This window comes from Streptomyces sp. NPDC002138 (genome assembly GCF_040296485.1).
Lineage (GTDB): Bacteria > Actinomycetota > Actinomycetes > Streptomycetales > Streptomycetaceae > Streptomyces.
Genome location: NZ_JBEOXE010000099.1, coordinates 1 through 22,084 on the forward strand (window position 1 = coordinate 1; position 22,084 = coordinate 22,084).

The 22,084-nt window shown below is 73.7% G+C and carries 21 protein-coding genes; 5 read left to right on the top strand and 16 right to left on the bottom strand.

Annotated features, from left to right (window positions below; all coding sequences use genetic code 11):
- Nucleotides 1–105 precede the first annotated feature (105 nt).
- Nucleotides 106–1,341 carry a hypothetical protein gene (locus ABT084_RS35365; protein WP_351053190.1) on the top strand — a complete coding sequence of 412 codons (1,236 nt, stop codon included), beginning with the start codon at nucleotides 106–108 and terminating at the stop codon, nucleotides 1,339–1,341.
- 95 nt (nucleotides 1,342–1,436) lie between these two features.
- Here ABT084_RS35365 and ABT084_RS35370 read toward each other — a convergent pair whose 3' ends face one another.
- Genes ABT084_RS35370 through ABT084_RS35380 form a run of 3 tightly spaced genes read right to left on the bottom strand, consistent with a single transcriptional unit; the run spans nucleotide 1,437 to nucleotide 4,470 of the window.
- Complete coding sequence (locus ABT084_RS35370) at nucleotides 1,437–2,369, bottom strand: TIGR03619 family F420-dependent LLM class oxidoreductase (protein WP_351053193.1); 933 nt, start codon at nucleotides 2,367–2,369, stop codon at nucleotides 1,437–1,439.
- A 60-nt stretch (nucleotides 2,370–2,429) separates the two neighbouring features.
- The gene (locus ABT084_RS35375) at nucleotides 2,430–3,005 is read right to left on the bottom strand and encodes a histidine phosphatase family protein (RefSeq protein ID WP_351053195.1); all 576 of its coding nucleotides are present in this window, start codon (nucleotides 3,003–3,005) and stop codon (nucleotides 2,430–2,432) included.
- Nucleotides 3,006–3,036: 31 nt separating this feature from the next.
- The gene (locus tag ABT084_RS35380) at nucleotides 3,037–4,470 is read right to left on the bottom strand and encodes an aminotransferase-like domain-containing protein (RefSeq protein ID WP_351053198.1); all 1,434 of its coding nucleotides are present in this window, start codon (nucleotides 4,468–4,470) and stop codon (nucleotides 3,037–3,039) included.
- Between ABT084_RS35380 and ABT084_RS35385 the strand changes: the two genes are divergently transcribed.
- A complete protein-coding gene (locus ABT084_RS35385) occupies nucleotides 4,469–5,428 on the top strand; it encodes a DMT family transporter (RefSeq protein WP_351053201.1) in 960 nt (319 codons plus the stop codon). The genes ABT084_RS35380 and ABT084_RS35385 overlap by 2 nt on opposite strands.
- A 55-nt stretch (nucleotides 5,429–5,483) precedes the next feature.
- Nucleotides 5,484–5,681 carry a DUF1918 domain-containing protein gene (locus tag ABT084_RS35390; protein ID WP_351053204.1) on the top strand — a complete coding sequence of 66 codons (198 nt, stop codon included), beginning with the start codon at nucleotides 5,484–5,486 and terminating at the stop codon, nucleotides 5,679–5,681.
- Between the two features lie 49 nt (nucleotides 5,682–5,730).
- On the opposite strand, the gene ABT084_RS35395 is transcribed toward ABT084_RS35390, so the two are convergent.
- Nucleotides 5,731–6,996, bottom strand: coding sequence for a glycoside hydrolase family 10-like protein (locus ABT084_RS35395; protein ID WP_351053206.1), 1,266 nt, complete (start codon nucleotides 6,994–6,996; stop codon nucleotides 5,731–5,733).
- A gap of 154 nt (nucleotides 6,997–7,150) precedes the next feature.
- Between ABT084_RS35395 and ABT084_RS35400 the strand changes: the two genes are divergently transcribed.
- Nucleotides 7,151–8,053 (top strand): 3-hydroxybutyryl-CoA dehydrogenase, encoded by a 903-nt coding sequence (locus ABT084_RS35400; protein ID WP_330329539.1) that lies wholly within the window; start codon nucleotides 7,151–7,153, stop codon nucleotides 8,051–8,053.
- A 10-nt stretch (nucleotides 8,054–8,063) separates the two neighbouring features.
- Here the strand turns inward: ABT084_RS35400 and ABT084_RS35405 are convergent, their stop codons facing one another.
- The 10 genes from ABT084_RS35405 to infC form a co-directional block, all read right to left on the bottom strand.
- Nucleotides 8,064–8,585, bottom strand: a complete 522-nt coding sequence (locus ABT084_RS35405; RefSeq protein WP_385783336.1) for an NUDIX hydrolase — start codon at nucleotides 8,583–8,585, stop codon at nucleotides 8,064–8,066.
- 62 nt (nucleotides 8,586–8,647) lie between these two features.
- Entirely contained in the window at nucleotides 8,648–10,009 is a 1,362-nt protein-coding gene (locus tag ABT084_RS35410) for an NsdA family TPR-like regulatory protein (protein ID WP_351053213.1), read from the bottom strand.
- A 260-nt stretch (nucleotides 10,010–10,269) separates the two neighbouring features.
- Entirely contained in the window at nucleotides 10,270–11,454 is a 1,185-nt protein-coding gene (locus ABT084_RS35415; protein WP_351053215.1) for a PP2C family protein-serine/threonine phosphatase, read from the bottom strand.
- Between the two features lie 172 nt (nucleotides 11,455–11,626).
- A complete protein-coding gene (pheT, locus tag ABT084_RS35420; protein ID WP_351053218.1) occupies nucleotides 11,627–14,155 on the bottom strand; it encodes a phenylalanine--tRNA ligase subunit beta in 2,529 nt (842 codons plus the stop codon).
- On the bottom strand, nucleotides 14,155–15,282 hold the full coding sequence (gene pheS / locus ABT084_RS35425) for a phenylalanine--tRNA ligase subunit alpha (protein WP_351053221.1): 1,128 nt from the start codon (nucleotides 15,280–15,282) through the stop codon (nucleotides 14,155–14,157). Before pheS ends, pheT begins: the two co-directional genes overlap by 1 nt.
- 154 nt (nucleotides 15,283–15,436) lie before the next feature.
- The gene (locus ABT084_RS35430; RefSeq protein WP_351053223.1) at nucleotides 15,437–16,636 is read right to left on the bottom strand and encodes a sensor histidine kinase; all 1,200 of its coding nucleotides are present in this window, start codon (nucleotides 16,634–16,636) and stop codon (nucleotides 15,437–15,439) included.
- Between the two features lie 63 nt (nucleotides 16,637–16,699).
- Nucleotides 16,700–17,563 (bottom strand): TrmH family RNA methyltransferase, encoded by an 864-nt coding sequence (locus ABT084_RS35435; RefSeq protein WP_351053227.1) that lies wholly within the window; start codon nucleotides 17,561–17,563, stop codon nucleotides 16,700–16,702.
- Between the two features lie 150 nt (nucleotides 17,564–17,713).
- Nucleotides 17,714–18,100, bottom strand: coding sequence for a 50S ribosomal protein L20 (rplT, locus tag ABT084_RS35440; protein ID WP_330329547.1), 387 nt, complete (start codon nucleotides 18,098–18,100; stop codon nucleotides 17,714–17,716).
- A 103-nt stretch (nucleotides 18,101–18,203) separates the two neighbouring features.
- A complete protein-coding gene (gene rpmI, locus ABT084_RS35445) occupies nucleotides 18,204–18,398 on the bottom strand; it encodes a 50S ribosomal protein L35 (protein WP_351053231.1) in 195 nt (64 codons plus the stop codon).
- 104 nt (nucleotides 18,399–18,502) lie between these two features.
- Entirely contained in the window at nucleotides 18,503–19,240 is a 738-nt protein-coding gene (infC, locus tag ABT084_RS35450) for a translation initiation factor IF-3 (RefSeq protein WP_351053234.1), read from the bottom strand.
- A gap of 428 nt (nucleotides 19,241–19,668) precedes the next feature.
- On the opposite strand from infC, the gene ABT084_RS35455 reads away from it, so the two are divergent.
- On the top strand, nucleotides 19,669–20,046 hold the full coding sequence (locus ABT084_RS35455; RefSeq protein WP_351053237.1) for a DUF1844 domain-containing protein: 378 nt from the start codon (nucleotides 19,669–19,671) through the stop codon (nucleotides 20,044–20,046).
- Between the two features lie 100 nt (nucleotides 20,047–20,146).
- Here ABT084_RS35455 and ABT084_RS35460 read toward each other — a convergent pair whose 3' ends face one another.
- Nucleotides 20,147–20,887 carry an SseB family protein gene (locus ABT084_RS35460; protein ID WP_351053240.1) on the bottom strand — a complete coding sequence of 247 codons (741 nt, stop codon included), beginning with the start codon at nucleotides 20,885–20,887 and terminating at the stop codon, nucleotides 20,147–20,149.
- Nucleotides 20,888–20,899: 12 nt separating this feature from the next.
- Nucleotides 20,900–22,084 (bottom strand): type VII secretion-associated serine protease mycosin (gene mycP, locus ABT084_RS35465; RefSeq protein ID WP_351053243.1); only part of this gene is annotated, 1,185 nt, incomplete at its 5' end.

The following is a 22,084-nucleotide window of genomic DNA, read 5'->3' on the forward strand; positions in this document are numbered from 1 at the left end:
CGAGTACGTCCAGTACACGGGCTTCCGGTCGGCGCACCGAGAGCACGCACCGGACACCCCTCCTTCCCCACGCACATCCGTCAGACACCCCCTAGGGTTCCGCGCATGGGGTGGCTGAAGATCATGCGGGGGCGGGACGGGCGGCGCAAGCCGTCCTGGCGGGCCGAGGCGGCCCAGGACCGGCGGTGGCGGGAGATGCACGCCGTCGCGCAGGCGCTGCGGGATTCCCGCCGCCCCCAGCACGCGTTGTGGGAACGGATCGTCGCCAGTCTGGAGGACCGGGACTTCGTGGCGATCGGCGCCGCCGACGGGCTGCTCGCGGAGGCCCCGCCAGAGGCGCTCGCGGGGCACGCGGACCGGCTCGCCGCCTTCCTCCGCCGGTACCGGCAGGCCGATGCCTACGGCCCCTCCATCACCGCCTCCGTACTGATCGCCCTGGCCGGTCTGGGCGACCGGCGCGCGCTGCCGCTGCTCACCGCACGGCTCGCCGACCACTCGCACCACTTCATCCATGAGGAGTTCGCCCCGGCCCTGGCCCGCCTCCCGGTCCAGGAGCTGCTGCCCCGGGTCCGCACCCGGCTGCGCCTCGCCCCCGGGCATTACGGTCATGCGACCGCCGTGGCCCTGCTGGGGCTGTGGGGCCCGGCGGCGGCGCCCGCCGTGCCGGAGGTGGTGCCCTTGCTCGACGGCGGGTACGCCCGGGCCGCCTGCGAGGTCCTCGGCCGGATCGGCCCCGGCGCCGTGGCGGCCGCGGACGTACTGGCGGGCCACGCCCGCGGCCACACGCGCCCCGGCCTGCCCGTACCGCCCGGCGCCCCCAACCCCTGGCACGGCCGCCAGAGCGCGGCCTGGGCGCACTGGCAGGTCACCGGGGACGACGGGCTCGCCCTGGAGGTGTGCGGGAGCTTCGCCCGCAAGGGGCTCGGCGGCCCCGTCCTGCGCTACGTGGGCGACCTGTGCCCGGCCGCCGCCGCGTACGTGGACGACGTACGGGCGCTGCTGGACGCGCCCGGCGCGTGGACCCGGGTGGAGGCGGCCCACGCGCTCTGGCGCATCACCGGTGACCCTGGGCCGTCGGTGCCGGTCCTGGTGCGGGAGCTGGCTCCGCTGCGGGAGGCCTCCCTGACCGATCCGGCGGAGGCCGCCGTCCGGCACCTGGGCGAGATCGGCGCTCCGGCCGCCGCGGCCGCTCCGCTGCTGCGGGAGCTGTACGCCGACGGCCGCCGGGCCACGCACCGCAGCGGGCGCCGGATCCTCTGCGACGAACGCCTGCGCCGGTCGCTGGAGACGGCCCTGGGCGGCATCGAGAAGAACGGCGAGCGGGCCGACCGGACCACCTGATCCGCCGGACAGCGGACCGGGCGCCCAGGTCGTCCCTTCCGGATCCTGCCCGGCCCTCCTGTGAGACGACCGCGGACGCACCCGCCGTGGCCCGCTCAGACCCCGGCCGCCCGCACCGCCGCGTACAGCTCGGCGGCGACGTCCGACAGCTCCGCCGCGTCCCGCACGCTGCCCTGGAGATCCACGAGCAGGTCGTCGAGGGGGACGGCGGCCGCGTGCGCGGCGACGTCCTCGGCGATCTGCCCCACGCTGCCCTGGAAGGGCCGCCTGCCCGCCCCCTCGAACGGCCGGGGCTCGTAGGCCGCGTTGGCCCGTACGCACACGGCGATCTCCCGCGTACGTCCGCGCGCGGCGGCCAGCTCCCGCAGCCGGTCCCAGGCGTCGGCCAGCGCCTTCGGGCCGGTGCCCACCGGCATCCAGCCGTCCGCCCGGTCCACCAGCCGACGGGCGGCGCGCGGGCTGTTCGCGGGGAGGTAGACGGGGACCGGCCGGGCGGGCTTGGGGCCGACCTCGGCGGGGGCGATGACCGTCCGCTCCCCCGTGTACGCGACCGGATCGGGACCCCAGACCGCCGCGCACACGTCGAGCAGCTCGTCCAGGACCGCGCCGCGCTCCTCGAAGGGCGCCACGCTCGCGGCGGCGAACTCGTCGCGCGACCAGCCGGTGCCGAGGCCCGCCAGCACCCGGCCGCCGCTCGCCGCGTCCAGGGAGGCGAGCGCGCGGGCCAGCTGGACGGGCAGGTGCAGGGGGGCGACCAGCACGCTGGTCCCCAGCAGGGCCCGTTCGGTGACGGCGGCCGCGAGGGTCAGCGTGACCAGCGGGTCGGCGACCGCGCGGTACCGCTCCAGCCAGGGCAGGCCGGGTATCCCGTACATCCCCTCGAGGGGATGCTCGGGGAACAGGATCCGCTCGAAGACCCACAGGCTCTCGTATCCCGCGGCCTCGGCCGCGCGCGCCACCGCCGGTACGTCGCGGCCGAGCGCGTACTGCTTCATCTGGGGCAGACCGAGTCCGAGCCGGATCGCCACGGTTCTTCTCCTTCGCCGAAGGGGCGGCCGGGCGCCTGCCGGTGAGGCGCCGTCAGAGGGTCAAACGGTCGTCTGCAGCGAAAGGTGCCAGCGGCCCGCCCAGCCGGTGAGGGTGACCGTGGACAGCGGCCGGACGTCGACGTTCCAGTACGTCTGCGGCGGCGCCCCCAGGGCGAAGACCAGAGCGGCGCGCACCACGGAGGGTTCGGCGACGGCCACGATGGCGCCCCCGTCGTCGGCGGGCCGGGTGTCCAGCCAGGCACCGATCCGCGTGATGAAGGCGAGCAGCGACTCCCCGCCGTGCGGGGCCGCGCGCGGATCGGTGAGCCAGAGGTCCACCGCCCCGGGCTCGCGCGCGGTCACCTCGGCCAGGGTCAGCCCGCGCCAGCGGCCCATGTCGCAGTCGCGCAGGGCGGGCTGGGCGAGGGGCGCGTAGCCCAGCGCCCGGCCGGTGGCGCGGCTGCGGGCCGTGGGCGAGCAGTAGCGCAGCTCGGCCGCGCCCAGGGGCACCAGTCCGTGCGCGGCGGTCTCCACCGCCTGCCAGCCGACGGTGTCGAGCGGCCGGTCGTCGTCGAAGCGCTCGGCGAGCAGCGAGGAACTACGGGCTGCGGTGACGAGCGAAACCCGAACATGCATGCGGCGATGGTGAGGCGAGCGCCGCATGGGGTCAAGCGTCTGAACCGACCCCGCAGCGCAGTTTGCGGACGGCCTCGGTCAGCTCGCCCGCTCCGGCGACCCCGGCGAAGCTCATGCGTACGTACGGACCCGGTGGTTCCGCGCAGAAGTACGGGCGGCCGGGCGTGACCGCCACTCCCGCCCGCAGCGCCCCCGCCACGAAGCCGGCCTCGTCCGCCCCGTCGGGCAGGCGCAGCCACAACTGGTAGCCGCCGACGGGCAGATGGGGCAGGGACAGGTCGGGCAGTTCCCGCCGCAGCGCCCCGGCGAGCACCTCCCGGCGGTGGCGCAGTTCGGCGCCGACGGCGCGCAGGTGGCGCGGCCAGGCGGGCGCTCCGACCAGCTCCAGCGCCGCCTCCTGGAACGGCCGGGGCACGAAGAAGCTGTCCACGACCTGAATGGCGCGCAGCCGCTCCAGCACCGGCCCGCGGGCGGCGAGCGCGCCCACCCGCAGGCTGGGCGAGGTGACCTTGGTCAGGGACCGCACGTGCACCACGACCCCGTCGGGGTCCTCGGCGGCCAGGGTGGCGGGCAGCGGTCCGGCGTCCTCGTGGGCCAGCGCCCGCGCGTAGTCGTCCTCGACGACGAAGGCCCCGGCGGCCCGCGCGATCCGCCGCACCTCGGCCCGGCGCGCGTCGGCCAGCACCGACCCGCTGGGGTTCTGGAACAGCGGCTGGCAGACGAACACCCGCGCGCCGGTGGCTTCGAAGGCGGCGGCGAGGAGGTCCGTACGCACGCCCTCCGCGTCGCAGGGCACCGGTACGGGCCGGCACCCGGCGGCGCGGGCGATCGCCAGCAGGCCGGGGTAGGTCGGGGATTCGACCAGGATCGGCGCCCCGGGCGGGGCCAGTGCCCGCAGGGCGGTGGTGAGGGCGCTCTGGCCGCCCGCGGTGATCAGCACGTCGGCGGCGGTCAGCGGGCCGCCGATCTCGCGGGCGAACCAGTCGCGCAGCTCGGTCAGCCCCTCCACGGGCGGCCGGGACCAGGCCCCGGGCCGCCGCCCGGCGCGGGCCAGGGCGGCGGCGAGGGCCCGCTCGGGCTGGAGGGAGGAGTGCAGGTAGCCGCCGTTGAGCTCGGCCACCCCGGGCGGTGGGGTCGCGAGGGAGACCAGCACTCCGGAGGCGTCCACGGACCGCGGCACGATCTCGCCGCCGTCCTCGGCGCTGAGGGCGAGCGCCTGCCAGGAGGTGTCGACGGCGGCCGGGGCGGTCTCCCGGGGCGCGCAGCGGAACACCCCGGCGCCGGGCCGGGTCACGACGAGTCCCTCGGCGGCGAGCTGGGCGAGGGCCCGCGACACCGTCACCGGGCTCACCCGGAAACGCTCGACCAGGGACCGGCTCGACGGCAGCTTTCCACCCGCCGAGTAGCGGTTCAGTTCCGCCCGAAGGGATTCCACCAGTTCAGCCACACTGCTACGCTCGTACATGACAGCACAGAATAGCGCTACTGGACCAACGGCGATAGCGGTTCGACGGGAAAGCAGCCGGGAGTCCGGCCGGGGGTCCGCCCTCGAGTCCGGCCGCGAGTCCGGCCGCGCGAGCGGTACCGTCCTCGCCGCCCTCGGTGTCGTCGCCTTCTCCCTGACCTTCCCCGCGACCGTCTGGGGCATGGAGAGCTTCGGCCCCTGGTCGTTCGTGTCCCTGCGCAGCGTCCTCGCCGCCCTGATCGCGGGCGCCTTCCTGCTCGCCCTGAGGGTCCGGCTGCCGGGCCGGGCGCACTGGGCGGGCCTCGCGGTGGTCGCCGCCGGGGTGGTCGTCGGCTTCCCCATGCTGACCACGCTCGCCCTGCGCACCTCCACCACCTCGCACTCCGCCGTCGTGGTCGGCCTGCTGCCGCTGACCACCGCCGTGCTCGCCGCCCTGCGCACGGGCGTCCGGCCGCCGCGCACCTTCTGGTTCGCCGCCGTCGCGGGGGCCGCGGTGGTCCTCGGCTTCACCCTGGCGCAGAGCGGCGGGGCCCTGTCCGCCGGGGACGCCTACCTCTTCGCCTCCCTCCTGGTCTGCGCGGCGGGCTACACCGAGGGCGCCCGGCTGGCCCGGGTGATGCCCGGCTGGCAGGTCATCGGCTGGGCGCTGGTGCTGTGCCTGCCGCTGACCCTGGCCGGGTCGGTGATCGGGCTGGCCGGAGAGCCGGTCCACCTCACCGGTCACGGGATCATGGGCCTGGTGTGGGCGGCGGCGGGCTCCAGCTTCCTCGGGCTGTACGTCTGGTACCGCGGGATGGCCGAGATCGGGCCCGCCCGCGCCAGTCAGCTCCAGCTCGCCCAGCCGCTGCTGACGCTGGTGTGGGCGGTGGTCCTGCTGGACGAGCACCTCACCCCGGCCGCCCCGGTGGCGGCTGGCGCGGTGCTGGTCTGCATCGCCGTGACACAACGGGCCAAATAGCCCCGGAACGCCGTAAACTGCTGTCACCGACCGGACCGGCCCGAGGGAGGTCAGCATGCACGCGACCGAGGGTGATCAGCTGGTGCAGCACGGCAGGATCGTCGGCCAGAACGACAAGGTCGGCGAGATCCTCCAGGTCCTGGGGGACAACGGCACCCCGCCCTACCGGGTGCGGTTCCAGGACGGCCACGAGGCGCTCATGGCCCCCGGGCCGGACTGCGTCGTACGGCACCCGGACGACGGCGGACGCTGACGGCACGACGTCGGCCACGCCCCCCTTCCGAAACCCCCACCACGGTGAATCAGCGCGGCGGCACCCGCGTCGGGTAGTGATCGGCGACGACCCGCGCCATCGCCCCGTTCCGGTCCGCGACCACCTGCTTCGCGGAGAAGTAGACGTGGCCGCGGACCTCCGCGTATCCGGCGGCGACGGCGAGGTGCCGGGACAGCTCGGCCGGGTCCCGCCAGGCCTCGGTGGCGCTTCCGGCGTCGCAGCGGTAGAGCGCCTCCCCGATCAGGAGCTCGACCCCGGTGCCCCGCACGGTCCGCGACCACCAGTTCACGAGCGCCTCGTAATCGCACTGCGGGTGCCCGATCGGCCAGTAGAGCTGCGGCGCGATGTAGTCGAGCCAATGCTCCCCGACCCACTTGCGGGTGTCCGCGTACAGATCGTCGTACGTCGCCACGCCCGCCCGGGTCGGTGAGCCGAGCGGGTCGGTGCCCTCGTTGCGCCAGACGGCGAAGGGGCTGACGCCGAAGCGGACTCCGGGCCGCGCCGCCTTGATGCCCGCCGCCATCTCCCGTACCAGGGTGTCGATGTTGTCCCGCCGCCAGTCGGCGCGCGAGTCGAAATCGGAGCCGTACTCCTCGAAGGCCGCGTCGTCGTCGAAGGCCTCGCCCTCCACGGGGTAGGGGTAGAAGTAGTCGTCCCAGTGCACCGCGTCGAGGGCGTAGCGGCTCACCGCGTCGAGCATCGCCCGCTGCACGAAGGCCCGGACCTCGGGCAGCCCGGGGTTGTAGTAGAGCTTGCCGCCGTACGGGACCACCCATTCCGGGTGGACCCGGGCCGGGTGCTCGGGGACCAGCAGGGACACGTTCTCGTGGTTGGCGACCCGGTACGGGTTGAACCAGGCGTGCAGCTCCAGCCCCCGCGCGTGCGCCAGCTCCACGGCGGTGCCCAGCGGATCCCAGCCCGGGTCCTCGCCCTGGCGCCCGGTCAGCCACTGCGACCACGGCTCCAGCGCCGAGGGCCACATCGCGTCGGCGGTCGGCCGGACCTGGAGGACCACCGCGTTCAGCCGCCGCTCGACCGCGGTGTCGAGCAGCGCGACCAGCTCGGCCTGCTGCGTCTCGGCGCTCAGCCCGGCCGCCGAGGGCCAGTCGACGTTCTCCACGGAGGCCACCCACATCCCGCGGAACGCGGGGGCGCTCCCGGGTGCGGGCGCGCCCCCGGGTCCGCCCGCCCGCGCGGCGCTCGCCGCGGCCGACCCCGCCGTCGTGGCCGCCGCCAGCACCCCCGCCATGCCGGCCATCCCCACCAGCAGTCCCCGTCGGCCGATGTGCGCCATGTGTTCGCTCCGTTCCGCACAGTGATATTGATCTCGGTGGGGCCAGCATGCCCGCCCCGGGCCGTCATCAGGCCGCAGGTCGGGAGTAACGTCGGGGGTCGTGGCGGGCGCCGGAATGCAGTTACCACTGTCAACGACGGGGGACCCGCGATGGATGAGCAGCGAAAGGCACGATGTGACGGACCTCTCTACCCTCCCGACCGACATCGCACGGGTCGGCGTAGTGGGCTGTGGCCAGATGGGCGCGGGCATCGCGGAGGTGTGCGCCCGCAGCGGTCTCGAAGTGAAGGTTGCCGAGACCACCGGCGAGGCCCTGGAGATCGGCCGTACCCGGCTGCACAACTCCCTGATGAAGGCCGCCGAACGCGGCAAGATCACGGAGGAGGAGCGGGACGCCACCCTGGCCCGCCTGACCTTCACCACGGACCTCGGCGAATTCGCCGACCGTGACCTGGTCATCGAGGCCGTCGTCGAGAACGAGCAGGTCAAGACCGAGATCTTCCAGGTGCTCGACCAGGTGGTGACCCGCCCGGACGCGATCCTCGCCTCGAACACCTCCTCCATTCCGCTGGTGAAGCTGGCCGTCGCGACCTCGCGGCCGGACCAGGTCATCGGCATCCACTTCTTCAACCCGGCCCCGGTGCAGCAGCTCGTCGAGCTGATCCCGGCGCTGACGACGGGCGAAGAGACGGTCAAGCGGGCCGAGGCCCTGGTCCGGGACGTGCTCGGCAAGCACGCGATCCGCGCGCAGGACCGGTCGGGCTTCGTGGTGAACGCCCTGCTGATCCCGTACCTGCTGTCCGCGATCCGGATGTTCGAGTCGGGCATCGCGAGCCGCGAGGACATCGACAACGGCATGGAGCTGGGCTGCGCCCACCCGATGGGCCCGCTGAAGCTGGCGGACCTGATCGGCCTGGACACCGTGGCCTCGGTGGCCGACTCGATGTACTACGAGTTCAAGGAGCCGCTGTACGCCGCTCCCCCGCTGCTCCAGCGCATGGTGGACGCGGGCCGCCTGGGCCGCAAGACGGGCTCGGGCTTCTACCCGTACGGCTGATCCGCCGGGTTCAGCCCAGGCGCAGGTGGTGCAGCAGCAGGAGCCCGGCCGCCATGTTGGCGGCCGGGACCTCGCCGCGCGCGATCATGTCCGGCACCAGTTTGAGCGGTACCCAGGCGCGGTGCGAGGACTCGAAGTCGTCCTCGGGGTGCCCGGTGTACGTCGCTCCCTCGGCCCAGTAGAGGTGGTGGCGGGCGTCGGTCAGACCGTTGGAGGGCTCGACCGTCATCAGGTGGTGGAGGGGGCCCGGGCGCCAGCCCGACTCCTCCTCCATCTCCCGGGCCGCCGCGGCGGCGATGTCCTCGCCGTCCTCGACCACCCCGGCGGGCAGTTCCCAGCCCCAGCTGTCGGTGATGAAGCGGTGGCGCCACAACAGCAGCACCTCATTGGCCTCGTTGACCGCTGTCGCGACGGCGACCGGGCGCAGCCGGATCACGAAGTGGTCCAGGTGTCGGCCGTCGGGAAGCTCGACGTCCGCGAGGTTCACGTCGAACCAGCGGTTCTTGTACACGGTCTGCTCACTCAGGTTCATCCACTGCACGGTTGTGCCACCTTTCGTTCGAGTAGGTGGCAACATGGCAGCAGTTGGGAGCGTCACAGCGGAACGCGCAGCGCTCCGTCGATGAGGTGCGAGGTCTCCTCGGCTCCCGAACAACCGCTGCTCAGCAGCTGTTCGCGGACCGTGCGGAGCCGGTCGCGCAGGCGCAGCGATTCCATCCCCTTGGCCCGTTCGGCCATTTCGGCCGCGGCCGCCACCGCGCGGTCGGCCTCCCCCTGGCGCAGCTGGATCTCGCACAGCATCGCCAGCCGGTGCACCCGGCCCCGGTCGTGCGCGGGGGTCCCGACGGCGGCGGTGGCCTGCTCGTGCGCGGCGCCGAGGTCGCCCAGGCCGAGCAGCGCCTCGGCCACCTGCACATTGACCAGGCCCGGTTGGACGTAGCCGGTCTCGTCGGGTTCGCTGCCCGGCAGGATCCGCTCGGCGGCCGCCTCGGCATGCCGGATACAGGTCAACGCCGCGACTCCGTCGCCGAGTTGGGCGTAGGCCTTGGCCTGCATCGCGTAGAGGTCGGCGGACAGCGCCGGGGTGGTGTGGCGCCCCGCGGCCCGCAGCGCGGCCTCCGCGAAGGCGACCGCCTGGCGGAACTCCCGCAGGTGCAGGGACTGGTTGACGAGCAGCGCGATCACATAGGCCCCGAGGCCCCGGTCCCCGCTGGCCTTCGCGAGCCGCAGGGCCTGGTGGAAGTAGCGCTGGGCGAGGCCGTGGGCGTCCGAGTCGTACGCGCAGATCCCGGCCACCGCCACGAGCGACCCGGTGGCGCGGTAGAGGCCCCGGCCGAGCGCGTCGGGGTAGCTCCCGCGCAGCAGGGGCGCGGTCTCGCTGCCCAGGAAGCGCACGATCCGGTCCCGGGTGGCCACGCCGCCCGCGCGGCGGTACATCAACTCGTAGTGTGCGCGGGCGGCCCGCAGGATCTCGATGTGCTCGGGGCCGACCCGGGTCGGCCCCGCACGGGAGACGTCGGCGTCCTCGGGTGGGTTCTCCCACTCCCAGACCGGGATGACGGCCGGGGTCCCGCACACGGCCCCGGCGGTGAGCAGCTGCGGGCGGGCCTGGCCGTCGGCGCGCCACAGGGCGGTGGCCCGGTCGACGAACCCGCCCAGCGGGGAGCCCGGCGGGGAGCCGTGCGCGGTGACGTCGGCCGAGGGCGATCCGGCCAGGCCGAGCCCGATGTCGTCCAGCGAGAGCGGGCGCCGCAGCCGGCTGCCGAGCACCTCGCAGAGCAGATCGGGCACTTGGCCGCGGGGGCGCTGGCCCTTGAGCCAGCGGGCGACGGCGGTGTGCTCGTACCGCAGCGCCAGTCCACGGCTGCGCCCGGCCTGATTGACGTGTGCGGCGAATCCGGCGTGGGACATGCCCGCCTCGGCGAGGAGGGCATCGAGCAGTGCATTGGGCTGCATGGGCCGCTCCAAGGGCTCGTCGGTCTCAGGTTAGTGGGTGCTCGGTTCACACGGGGTGTGAACCGGATACGCGCATAAATGCGCCGCGCACCCTGCCGGGAGGAGCCCCCGGAGCGGTTCACTGAAGGGCCTCGCCAAGAGGTAGCCCGGGTCGTCGGCTCCCCCTCGAACAGTGCGACGACCCGTACTAGCGCCGCCCGTTCTGCTGTCTGCCCGACACTCCATGGCAGACGGGCGGCGCGCCACAGCACCGCTGTCGCTCAGGCCGGACCGATCCGGTCGTTGCGCAGCACCAGCAGGGCGACGTCGTCGGCGAGCCGCCCGCCGGTGTGCCGCAGCAGGGCCGCGTGCACGCCCGCGACCAGCCGCGCGGGCGTGAGCGCGGCGGTGGCGTTCTCGGTGACGGCGCGGGTGAGCGGGAAGAAGCGGCCGGCCCGGTCGCGGGCGTCGGCGATGCCGTCGGTGTGCAGGAAGAGCGCGTCACCGGGGCCGAGCGTCCCGCACCGGTACGGGGCCGGTTCCCCGCCCAGCGGCACCACCCCGAGCGGCGGCAGCGTCTCGCCCCCGTCGAGCACCCGCACCTCGATCCGCGGAGCGGCCCCCCGGGCCCCCGCCCGGACCCGCGCCTCAACCGCCGACGGGGCTGACGGTGCCTCCGGCGGGCCCTCAAGCGCCGGGCGGGCTGATGTGCGGCGGGCACATCCGGCCTCGCCTGCGTGTGAGGCGCCCCCGGAGGGGCGTTTCAGGCCCGCGGGGCGCGATCCCAGCCTCGCCGGCGTGTGAGGCGCGGGGTCCGGGGCGGAACCCCGGGACACGGCGCCGCACGGCTCCGGCTCGGGCTCCGGCTCCGGCCCCCGGCGGCGCAGGACGTACGGCCACGGGTGGCCACAGTTCAGGGCCAGCAGGCTCCCGTCCGCCCCGATCTGCAGCAGCAGCACCGTGACGAACTCCTCCGGCTCCCCCCGCACGTACCGGTCCAGCGCCCGCTCCATCCGCAGCAGCACCCCGCCCAGCGTCGTCTCGTCGTACGCCGCTTCGCGGAACGAGCCCAGGACCGCCCCGGCCACGCCCAGCGCGGTCGCCCCGTGGCCGCGCACGTCACCGATGACCACCCGCACCCCGAAGCGCGTCGGCAGCGCCTCGTACAGGTCGCCGCCCACCGACAGCTGGGCCGCGGCCAGGGTCAGGCCGTCGATCCGGGCCGGGACCGGCCGCAGCAGCGCCCGCTGCACCGCCGCCGCGGTCTCCTGGCTGCGCCGCAGCTCCGCGAGCAGCTGTTTGCGTACGTGCAGCGCGCATCCGGTGGCCAGCAGCAGGAAGGCGGCGCAGCTCGCCAGGCTCGGTCCGAGCGGCCCGGGGGAGGCCAGCTCCCAGGACACCGCGGCGCCGCCCCAGGCAAGGACGCACACCCGGCGCACGTGGGGCATCTCCCCGCGCGTGATCATCCGTTGGGCCTCCCCTCGGCCGCAACGATTGTGTCCACCGACAGGTTCATGGGACACGGGCGGCCGGGGTTCTCACCCGAATGAGTGAGGAGGGCGCTCTCCCGCGCCCGGCATGACGGAGGGGGCGCACCCGGTGACCCGGATGCGCCCCCTCCACGCGGGACGGACGGTGCTACGCGCCGCGCAGGACCGCCCCCGTGCGCTCGGCGGCCAGCGCCACCGCCGCGTCACGGGCGGCCGTGGACTCCTCGGCCGTCAGGGTGCGGTCCGCCGCGCGGAAGCGCAGCGCGTAGGCGAGGGACTTCTTGCCCCCGCCGACCTGCTCGCCGGTGAAGACATCGAACAGCCGCAGCGATTCGAGGAGTTCACCCGCGCCCTTGCGCAGCGCGCTCTCGACCTCGGCGGCCGGGACGGCGGCGTCCACGATCAGCGCGACGTCCTGGGTCGCCACCGGGAAGGTGGAGATCCGGGGCGCCTGGAGGGTCTCGCCACCGGCCGCCGCGAGGCGGTCCAGGTCGATCTCCATCGCGCTGGTACGGGCGGGCAGACCGAGCGCCTTGACGACGCGCGGGTGCAGCTCACCGGCGTGGCCGATGACCTGCTCGACCCCGTCGAGGGTGACGACGAGCTCGGCGCAGCGGCCCGGGTGCCAGGGACCGTACCGGCCCTGGCGCACGACCAGCTCGGCGCCGGCCTCGACGGCCAGCGAGCGGGCGGCCTCGACCGCGTCCGCCCAGTCGGCCGGGCGGCCCTTGCCCCACCAGCCGGCCTGCTCGCGCGCACCGGCCAGCACGACCGCGGCGTACCGCGGCTGCGCGGGCAGGGCCGCGTTCAGGGTGGCGATCTCCTCCGCCGTGGGACGGCGGTCGACCGGCAGCCGCACCGCCACGCCCGGCTGCGGACCGGCCCGGAAGACCGAGCCCGTCTCGAAGAGCGCGAGGTCGTGGCTGCCGCGGCTGTCGTTGCGGCGCAGGGCGCCCAGCAGACCCGGCAGCAGCGTGCTGCGCAGGGCGGGCTCCTCGTCGGAGATCGGGTTGACGAGGGTGACGACCTGGCGGGCCGCGTCGTGCTCGGGCAGCTGGAGCTGGTCGAAGACCTGGGCTCCGAGGAACGGGTAGTTCAGCGCCTCGACGTAACCGGCGGCGGCCAGCGCGCGGCCGATCCGGCGGTGCAGCCGCTGCCGGTCGGTCAGCCCGCGGCCCGACGGGGGCTGCGGGAGCGTGGAGGGCAGGTTGGCGTAGCCCTCCAGCCGGATGACCTCTTCGGCGAGGTCGTTGGGCTCGGCGAGGTCGGGACGCCACGAGGGCACGGTGACGACCAGCTCGTCCTGGCCGTAGACGTCGCAGCCCACCTCCTGGAGGCGGCGTACGACGGTCTCGCGGCCGTAGTCCACGCCCGCGACCCGGTCCGGGTGGTCCGCGCGCATCGCGATGGAGCGCGGGGCGGAGGGCGCGGACAGCTCGGTGACGCCCGCTTCGGCGGTACCGCCCGCGAGCAGCACCAGCAGGTCGACGGTGCGCTGCGCGGCGGCGGCCGCGGCCTGCGGGTCGACCCCGCGCTCGAAGCGCTTGGACGCCTCGGAGGCGAGCTTGTGGCGGCGGGCGGTGCGCGAGATCGACAGCGCGTCGAAGTGCGCCGCCTCGATGACCACCTCGGTGGTGCCCGAGACCTGGAGGGTCTCCGGGTCCGTGACGGAGTCGGCGATCTCGGTGTTGGCACCGCCCATGACACCGGCGAGGCCGATCGGCCCGCTGTTGTCGGTGATCACCAGGTCCTCGGCGTCCAGCGTGCGCTTGACGCCATCCAGGGTGGTGAACTTCTCGCCCTGCTCCGCGCGGCGGACGCCGATGGGACCGTCCACGCGGGAGCGGTCGTAGGCGTGCAGCGGCTGGCCGAGCTCGAGCATCACGTAGTTGGTGACGTCGACCGCGAGCGAGATCGGCCGCATGCCGGCCTTCTGCAGGCGGCGGCTGAGCCAGATCGGCGAGCGGGCCTCGGGGTCGAGGCCGCCGACCGTGCGGGCGGTGAAGCGGTCGCAGCCCTGCGGGTCGTCGATCCGCACGGGGTAGCCGTACGAGTTCGGGCCCGGCACGTCGAGCAGCGCCGGGTCGCGCAGCGGCAGCCCGTAGGCCGTCGCCGTCTCACGGGCCACGCCGCGCATGGACAGGCAGTAACCGCGGTCCGGGGTGACGGCGATGTCGAGGACCTCGTCGATCAGCTCCAGGAGCTTGATCGCGTCGGTGCCGACCTCGTACTCCGGGGGGAGCACGATGATGCCGTGCGTGCCGTCGTCGCCCATGCCCAGCTCGTCGCCGGAGCAGATCATGCCGTGGGAGGTGCGGCCGTACGTCTTGCGCGAGGCGATCGCGAAGTCGCCGGGCAGCACCGCGCCGGGGAGCACCACGACGACCTTGTCGCCGACGGCGAAGTTCCGCGCGCCGCAGACGATCTCCTGGGGCTCACCGGTGCCGTTGGCCTGGCCGACGTCGACCGTGCAGAAACGGATCGGCTTGCGGAAGCCCTCGAGCTCCTCGATGGTCAGGACCTGGCCGACGACCAGGGGGCCCTTGAGACCGGCGCCGAGCTGCTCCACACGCTCGACCTCGAGGCCGGCGTCGACGAGGCGCGCCTGTACGTCACGACCGGTCTCGCCCGCGGGCAGGTCGACGTACTCCCGCAGCCAAGAAAGCGGGACCCGCATCAGATCTCCATCCCGAACGGCCGGGTGAAACGAACGTCACCCTCGACCATGTCTCGCATGTCTTCGACGTTGTGGCGGAACATCAGCATCCGCTCGATGCCGAACCCGAAGGCGAATCCGCTGTACTTCTCGGGGTCCACGCCGCAGGCGACGAGCACCTTGGGGTTGACCATGCCGCAGCCGCCCAGCTCGATCCAGCCCTCGCTGGAGCAGGTACGGCACGGGCGGTCGGGGTTGCCCACCGATTCGCCGCGGCACACGTAGCACTGCATGTCCATCTCGGCGGACGGCTCGGTGAACGGGAAGTAGTTCGGGCGCAGCCGCGTGGTCATGTCCTGGCCGAAGAGCGCCTGGACCATGTGGTCCAGGGTGCCCTTGAGGTCGGCCATGGTCAGGCCCTCGTCCACGGCGAGCAGCTCGACCTGGTGGAAGACGGGGGTGTGCGTCGCGTCCAGCTCGTCGGTGCGGAACACCCGGCCGGGGCAGACGACGTAGACGGGGGGCTTGCGCTCCAGCAGCGTGCGCGCCTGCACCGGGGAGGTGTGGGTGCGCAGCACGACACCGGACTCGTCGCCGACGGTGCCCTCGGGCCCCTGGACGAAGAAGGTGTCCTGCATCTGGCGCGCGGGGTGGTCGGGAGTGAAGTTGAGGGCGTCGAAGTTGAACCACTCCGCCTCCACCTCCGGGCCCTCGGCCACCTCGTAGCCCATGGCCACGAAGATGTCCGCGATGCGGTCCATCAGCGTGGTCAGGGGGTGGCGGGCGCCGGCCGGGACGCGGTCGTAAGGCAGCGTGACGTCCACGGCCTCCTCGACGAGCACGCGCTCGTCGCGCTCCGCCTCCAGCTCGACCGTGCGCGCGCCGAAGGCCTTGTTCACGGCGCCCCGGGCCTGGCCGACGCGCTTGCCCGCCTCGGCCTTCGCCTGCGGTGGCAGGGCGCCGATCTCGCGGTTGGCGAGCGCCAGGGGCGAGCGGTCGCCCATGTGCGCGGTCTTCGCCTCCCGCAGCGCGTCGAGGTCGCCGGCGGACGCGAAGGCGGCGAGCGCCTCGTCCCGCATGCGCTCGATCTCATCCGGTTTCAGTGCCTCGACCTCAACAGGGTCGTACGACTTGTTCGGTGCCGACATCTCTTCCCGTACTTCCGATGGCTGGCTGGTGGGTCCCCCGCGCGACCACGCTCGACGCGCTCGGCACAAGGACACAAAGGTGCCAAAGGACGAGTCTAAAGGTCGCTGGGGGTGAAGGGAGCCCGTGGGCCGCCTGGCGAGACGCTCCGCAGGGTTACTGCGTGAGGTACGCCGGCGCGGCGACGGGCAGGATAAATCGGAATTCGGCGCCGCCGCCGGGGCCGCGCCCGACCGTGATGCTGCCGCCGTGGGCTTCCACGATGCCCTTGACGATGTACAGGCCCAGACCGGTGCCGCCGCGCTTGCTGCCCCGCCAGAAGCGGGTGAACACGCGGCGCATGGAGTCCTCGGGGATGCCGGGGCCTTCGTCGGTCACGGTGACGGCCGTACCCATCTCGTCGTCGGTCTTGGTCGCGGTGGCACCGGCCGGAGCGGGTGCCACCTCGATGGTGACCGTTCCCTCTCCGTGCCGCACCGCATTTTCGAGAAGATTGCCGAGAATCTGATCGATCTTGTCCGGGTCGGCCCACAGATCGGGCAGCGGGCTCGCGACCCGCAGGAGGAAGCGGTCCGGGGCCTGGCCGTTCGCGGTGAGCGCCTGGACGTGGCGTGCCACGGCGGTGGCGATGTCCACCGGCTGGCGGCGCACCTCGAGGCGGCCGGAGTCGATCCGCGAGATGTCGAGCAGCTCGGCGATCAGCCGGGTGACCCGGTTGGCGTCGGCGTCGACGGTCTCCAGCATCAGCCGCTTCTGGTCGTCGGTGAACCGCTCCCACTTCGCCAGCAGGGTCGCGGTGAAGCCCTTGACCGAGGTGAGCGGGGAGCGCAGCTCGTGCGCGACGGTGGCGATCAGCTCGGCGTGGCTGCGTTCGGTGCGGCGCCGGGCCTCGGTGCCGCGCAGGCTCACGACGAGGCGGCTGAGCGGTCCGGTGGGGTGCGTACGGACGTAGCGGGCGGAGACGAGGACCTCGCGGCCGCCGGGGAGCAGCAGATTGCGCTCGGGCTGGCCGCGCCGGGTGGCCAGGCCGCCGTAGGGATCGGTCAGCGTCCACCAGCGGCGGCCCTCGAGGTCCTCCAGCGGCAGCGCCTGGTCGATCCGGTCGCCCAGGGCCTTGCGGGGGTCGACGGCGGTGATCCGCGCGGCGGCCCGGTTGAAGCAGATGACCCGGCCGGCGTGGTCGGCGACGACCAGCCCGTCGGGAAGGTCGTCGGGGTCCATCCCGAAGCCCGCGCCGAGCGCGTCGCCCGGGCCGCCGCCGTCCCGGGGGGAGGCGGCCACCGGCTCACCGGGCCCCGCGGGCAGGGCCGCCCCCTGGGTGGCCTCCCGCGGCGAGCTGTTCGTACCGACGGTCATGTCCCCGTACCCCACATCTCCGGACGGGGTCGCCGCGGCGGGTGCCCCCGGGCCGCCACATTACTAGCTGGGGGTCACGGAGCGGCACCCTCCGGGCGCCCGCTGTGCACGCGCGGACGCGTAGAGGCACACGGCGGCGGCCGTCGCGAGGTTCAGACTCTCGGCCTTGCCGTGGATCGGGACGCGCACGACGGCGTCCGCGAGGGCGCGGGTCTCCTCCGGCAGGCCCCAGGCCTCGTTGCCGAACACCCATGCCGTGGGGCCGCCCATGGTGCCCGCGTCCAGCTCGGCGTCGAGGTCGTCCTCGCCCGCGCCGTCGGCGGCCAGGATCCGCACGCCCGCCGCCCGCAGCCCCTCGACGGCCTGCTCGACGGGGACGCCCACGGCCACCGGCAGGTGGAAGAGGGAGCCCACGGAGGCACGTACGGACTTGGGGTTGTAGAGGTCGACGGAGGCGTCGGTCAGGATCACCGCGTCCGCTCCGGCGGCGTCCGCGCAGCGCAGTACGGTGCCCGCGTTCCCGGGGTCGCGGACGTGCGCGAGGACGGCGACGAGCTTCGGAGCGGCTTCCAGGACCGACTCGAAGGAGGTGTCGAGGAAGTGGCAGACGCCGACCAGGCCCTGCGGGGTGACCGTCTGGGAGACCTCGGCGAGCACCTCGTCCGAGGCGTAGTGCACGCGCGCCCCGGCGGCCAGGGCCGCCTCGACGATGTCGGTGTAGCGCTCGGCGGCCTCGACGGTCGCGAACAGCTCGATCAGGGTCGCGCCCGCCTCGCCGCGGTGCTCGGCGGCCTCGCGGACGGCCTGCGGGCCCTCGGCGATGAACCGCCGCTCCTTGGTGCGGAAGTTCCGGCGCGCGAGCCGTCGGGCGGCGGCCACCCGGGGGGATCGCGGGGAGATCAGCTCGGCGGGGGCGGGGGTACCCATGGCGGTCGGCTCGCTTCCGTGCGTACTGCGGGTCGAAACAGGTCGAAACAGCTGGTCAACGCACCGGACCCGCAGGCACGAGGCCTGCGGGTCCGGGCTGTGGCCACTGAAGGCCGGTGAGCCGGTGAGGGCTCGTGAAGGACGGACTGCTTAGGCAGCGGCCTTCGGGGCGTTGACGTCGGCCGGAAGCGCCTTCTGGGCGACCTCGACCAGCGCGGCGAACGCGTTGGCGTCGTTGACGGCCAGCTCGGCGAGGATCTTGCGGTCCACCTCGATGTTGGCGGCGTTCAGACCCTGGATGAGGCGGTTGTACGTCATGCCGTTCTGGCGGGCAGCGGCGTTGATGCGCTGGATCCACAGCCGACGGAAGTCGCCCTTGCGCTTCTTGCGGTCGTTGAAGTTGTAGACCAGGGAGTGGGTGACCTGCTCCTTGGCCTTGCGGTACAGGCGCGAACGCTGACCGCGGTAACCCTTGGCGGCCTCGAGGATCGCCCGGCGCTTCTTGTGAGCGTTTACTGCCCGCTTGACGCGTGCCACTTTGTACTCCTTGTAACAGGGCCGTGGTTGTCTTCACACGGCCCGAATTCGATGGGGTCCCGGTCCTGACGTCCCGCTCCCACGAACGGGGAGCGGAGAGACGTCACTTGCCGAGAAGCTTCTTGATCTTCGCGGCGTCGCCGGGGGCCATCTCCGCGGTGCCGGTCAGGCGGCGGGTGACACGGGACGACTTGTGCTCGAGCAGGTGGCGCTTGCCGGCGCGCTCACGGAGCACCTTGCCGGCACCGGTGATCTTGAAGCGCTTCTTGGAACCGCTGTGCGTCTTGTTCTTCGGCATAGCGCCGTTATCTCCTCGTCGGTGGCGCTCCCACCGGTCCGGAGGAACCAGGCTGGCGGGAGCGTCAATTGTGTCGGTTGAATCCGGAGCGGAGTGCTCCGGACTCAGGCCTCGGCAGGGGCCTCGGTGGAGGCGTCCTCGGCCGGAGCGGCCTCGGCGGCGGGGGCGTCGTCGGCGACCTCGTCGACTCCGGCCTCGTCCGCGAGGAACTCGTCCTCGGAACCCTCGTCCGTGGCGGAAACACCCTGGCGCTCGGCCTTGCGGGCGGCCTGCGCCTCACGGGCCTCGGCCATCGCCTCGGTCTTCTTCTTGTGCGGACCGAGAACCATGATCATGTTTCGGCCGTCCTGCTTCGGGTTCGACTCGATGAACCCGAGGTCCTCGACGTCCGAAGCCAGACGCTGCAGCAGTCGGTAGCCCAGTTCCGGGCGGGACTGCTCGCGACCACGGAACATGATCGTGATCTTGACCTTGTCGCCCTGCTTGAGGAACCGGACGACGTGACCCTTCTTGGTGTCATAGTCGTGCGGGTCGATCTTCGGCCGGAGCTTCATCTCCTTGATGACCGTGTGCGCCTGGTTCTTGCGCGCCTCACGGGCCTTCATGGCCGACTCGTACTTGAACTTGCCGTAGTCCATGAGCTTGCAGACCGGCGGCCTGGCGGACGCCGCTACCTCGACCAGGTCGAGGTCGTACTCCTGCGCAAGCTCGAGCGCCTTCGCGAGCGGCACGATGCCGACCTGCTCGCCGCTCGGACCGACAAGTCGTACCTCGGGAACGCGAATCCGGTCGTTGATGCGGGGCTCGGTGCTGATGGATCCTCCTCGGTTGCACCACCACACGGCCGCCTGGCAGACAGCCGCGTAACGTCTCTGACGTGAGACCAACCGATCCGGAACATCAAAAATGCCCCGGGACGGGACACAGGCGGGGCTCCTGGAAATACCGGAACACCACCGCATCACAACATCGCGGGGCGCAGCATCAGGCAGCTTTCCATCGTCCGTACGGAACGATGGATACTGCCGTGACCGGTGACCTGCCATCCCGGGGGACGACTAGGTGGGAGTACGGAGCCTCCACTTGTGGGCTGGACGCATGCGCATCCAGCCGGTCTGGTGACCCCAATATAGCAAGGGGTCTTCCCGGACGCTAACCCGGCCGTGAACCGGCCACGGATCCGGCGCCGCGGCCGTCGCACCGGGGCCGCTGGCCCGGCCGCGCGGGGGCCCGGTCCGAACCCCCTCCGGCCCCGGCTTATCGTGAAGACATGACTGACGCGACGCCCCCCGAGACCACCGGAGCCGACCGGGCTCCCGACTACGACGCCATGACCCGCGACATCGCGGACGTGCCCGCGGTCGAGGTGATCACCACGGTGGCCGTGCACCTGCTGAGCGCCGCCGCGGTCAACCTGGGCCTGGACAAGCCGGACTCCGAGCACAAGGACCTCGACGAGGCCCGCAAGCTGATCACCGCCCTGGCCGGACTGGTCACGGCCAGCGCCACGGAGATCAGCTCCTTCCACGCGGCCCCGCTGCGCGACGGCCTGAAGTCGCTCCAGCTGGCCTTCCGCGAGGCCTCGCTGGTCCCGGACGAGCCGGGCCAGGGGCCGGGCGAGAAGTTCACCGGGCCCGTCTTCGGCTGAGCCGCCCCCACGGATCGCGGCCTGTTCACCCTTGACGTCCAGGGGTGAACGGGCCGCGATTTTCGCGTTCCGGGCCCGTCCTCCGTGTTCCGGTCACCCCCTAGCCCCGTACGAAGAGGGGCTCACCGGGAGCGGCCGCGTCCGCGGGCAGCAGGGCCAGGTCCAGCCCGCGCACCAGCCGGGCCCGCAGGGTCTCGTCCGCCGCCAGCTCCTGGGCGAGCGCCCGCGCGCTGCGCGCCGGGTCCGCGCCCTCGGCCAGCACGATCGCGAGGGTGCCGTCGGTGTCGGCGCCGCCGGGGCCGAGGTAGGACCGCAGGACGCTCTCCGTCCGGGCCACGGCCGCCCGTACCGCCCCGGTCACGGCCGGATCGGCGAGCGGACCGGCCTCCGTACGGCCTTCGGCCGCCGCGAGCAGCGCGGAGCCGGTGAGCTGGTAGGGGACCGGGCCCGCGAGGTCCAGGACGAGGGTGTCGGCCTTCTCGTGCGCGAGCGCCGCCAGGGCCTGGTGCAGCGGGACGGCCACCGGCCGGGCGGCCGGGTCCCACAGGGCCAGCGAGGCGGTGGAGGTGAAGGCGGGCAGCGCCCGCCGGTCCCCCGCCTTGAGGGTGGGGACGGCCATGTCGCTGCTCTTCTCGCGCTTGAGGCCCGTCTCGGGGTCGGTCTCGGCCTCGCCGAGCACGGCGACGACCGGCACGAGGAGGCGGGCGTCCTTGAGCGCCGCCAGCACCTGGGGCTCCTGGCTTCTGTCCTCGGCCCACGCGGCGAGGGCCGCGCTCAGCCGGGGATCGGCGGAGCCGTCGTCGTCGGAGAAACCGGGGTCTGGAATGTTCTTCTGGGCCACAGTTACCCGACCCTATATCGCGGTGCGGGGCTCTTCCTCCGGCCGGTCGGCGTCCGGCCCGTCGTGCCCGGGGCGCCGCCGCCGGGCCAGTACGCCCGCCAGCACGAGCAGCGCCACCCCGGCGCCCGCCGCGACCGGCGCCGCGTACCGGATCCGGCGGGCGGGGGGACGTACCGGTTCGGGCCCGGGGCCGAAGTAGCGGCTCGTGGCCGGGACCGGGGTCGGGGTGAGGGAGTCCGCCTTGAGTGCGTCGGCCGCCTGGAGGGCCGCGACCGGGTCGGCCAGGCCGTGCCCGCGCGCGTCGTCGCGGCCGCCGCGCGGGGTGTCGGAGGCGGTGTTCTCCAGCAGCTTCTTGATCTGCGCCGGGGAGAGTTCCGGGTGCGCGGAGCGTACGAGCGCCACGACGCCCGAGACGGAGGCCGCGGCCGCGCTGGTGCCCCAGCCCTCGTAGTAGCCGCGGTCCGGGTCGGCGATGACGATGTCGACCCCGGGGGCGCTGACGGTGGCGTACCAGTTGCGGGTGGAGAAGGGGGCCTTGGCGCCCTTGCGGTCCACGGCGGTGACGGCGATCACGCCGGGGTAGGCCGCCGGGTAGGAGGTGTGGTCGCCCTGTTCGCCGCCGTTGCCCGCCGAGGCGACCACGACGACGCCCTTGGCGAGGGCGTACTGCACGGCCTCGTCCTCGGCGGCCTCGTGGTGGGCGGACTGGCTGTCGTCGCCCAGGGACATGTTGATGACGTCCGCGCCGTGGTCGGCGGCCCACCGGATGCCCTCGGCGAGGGCGCCGCCCTTGCTCTCGCGGGCCTTGGCGCGGCCGGGGTCGCCCTCCTCGAGGATGACCCGGACCGGCAGGATCTTCGCCTGCGGCGCGATGCCGAGGACGCCCTGCTGGCGGTTGGTGCCGTGGCCGTGCCCGGCGATCACTCCGGCCATGGCGGTGCCGTGGCGGGCCCAGGCGCGGTCGCCCCGCGAGGCGCCCATGCCGATGAGGTCGGTGCCTTCCAGGACCTGGCCGGCGAGGTCGGGGTGGGTGGAGTCGACGCCGGTGTCGAGGACGGCGACGGTGACCCCGGCGCCCTGGGTGGTCCCCCAGGCCTCTTCCGCGCGCAGCGCCGTCAGGCCCCACTGGCGGTCGCGGATGGCGTCGGCGGCGGCGGGCGGCGCGGTGAGGGCGGCGGCCGCGAGGGCGAGTGCGGC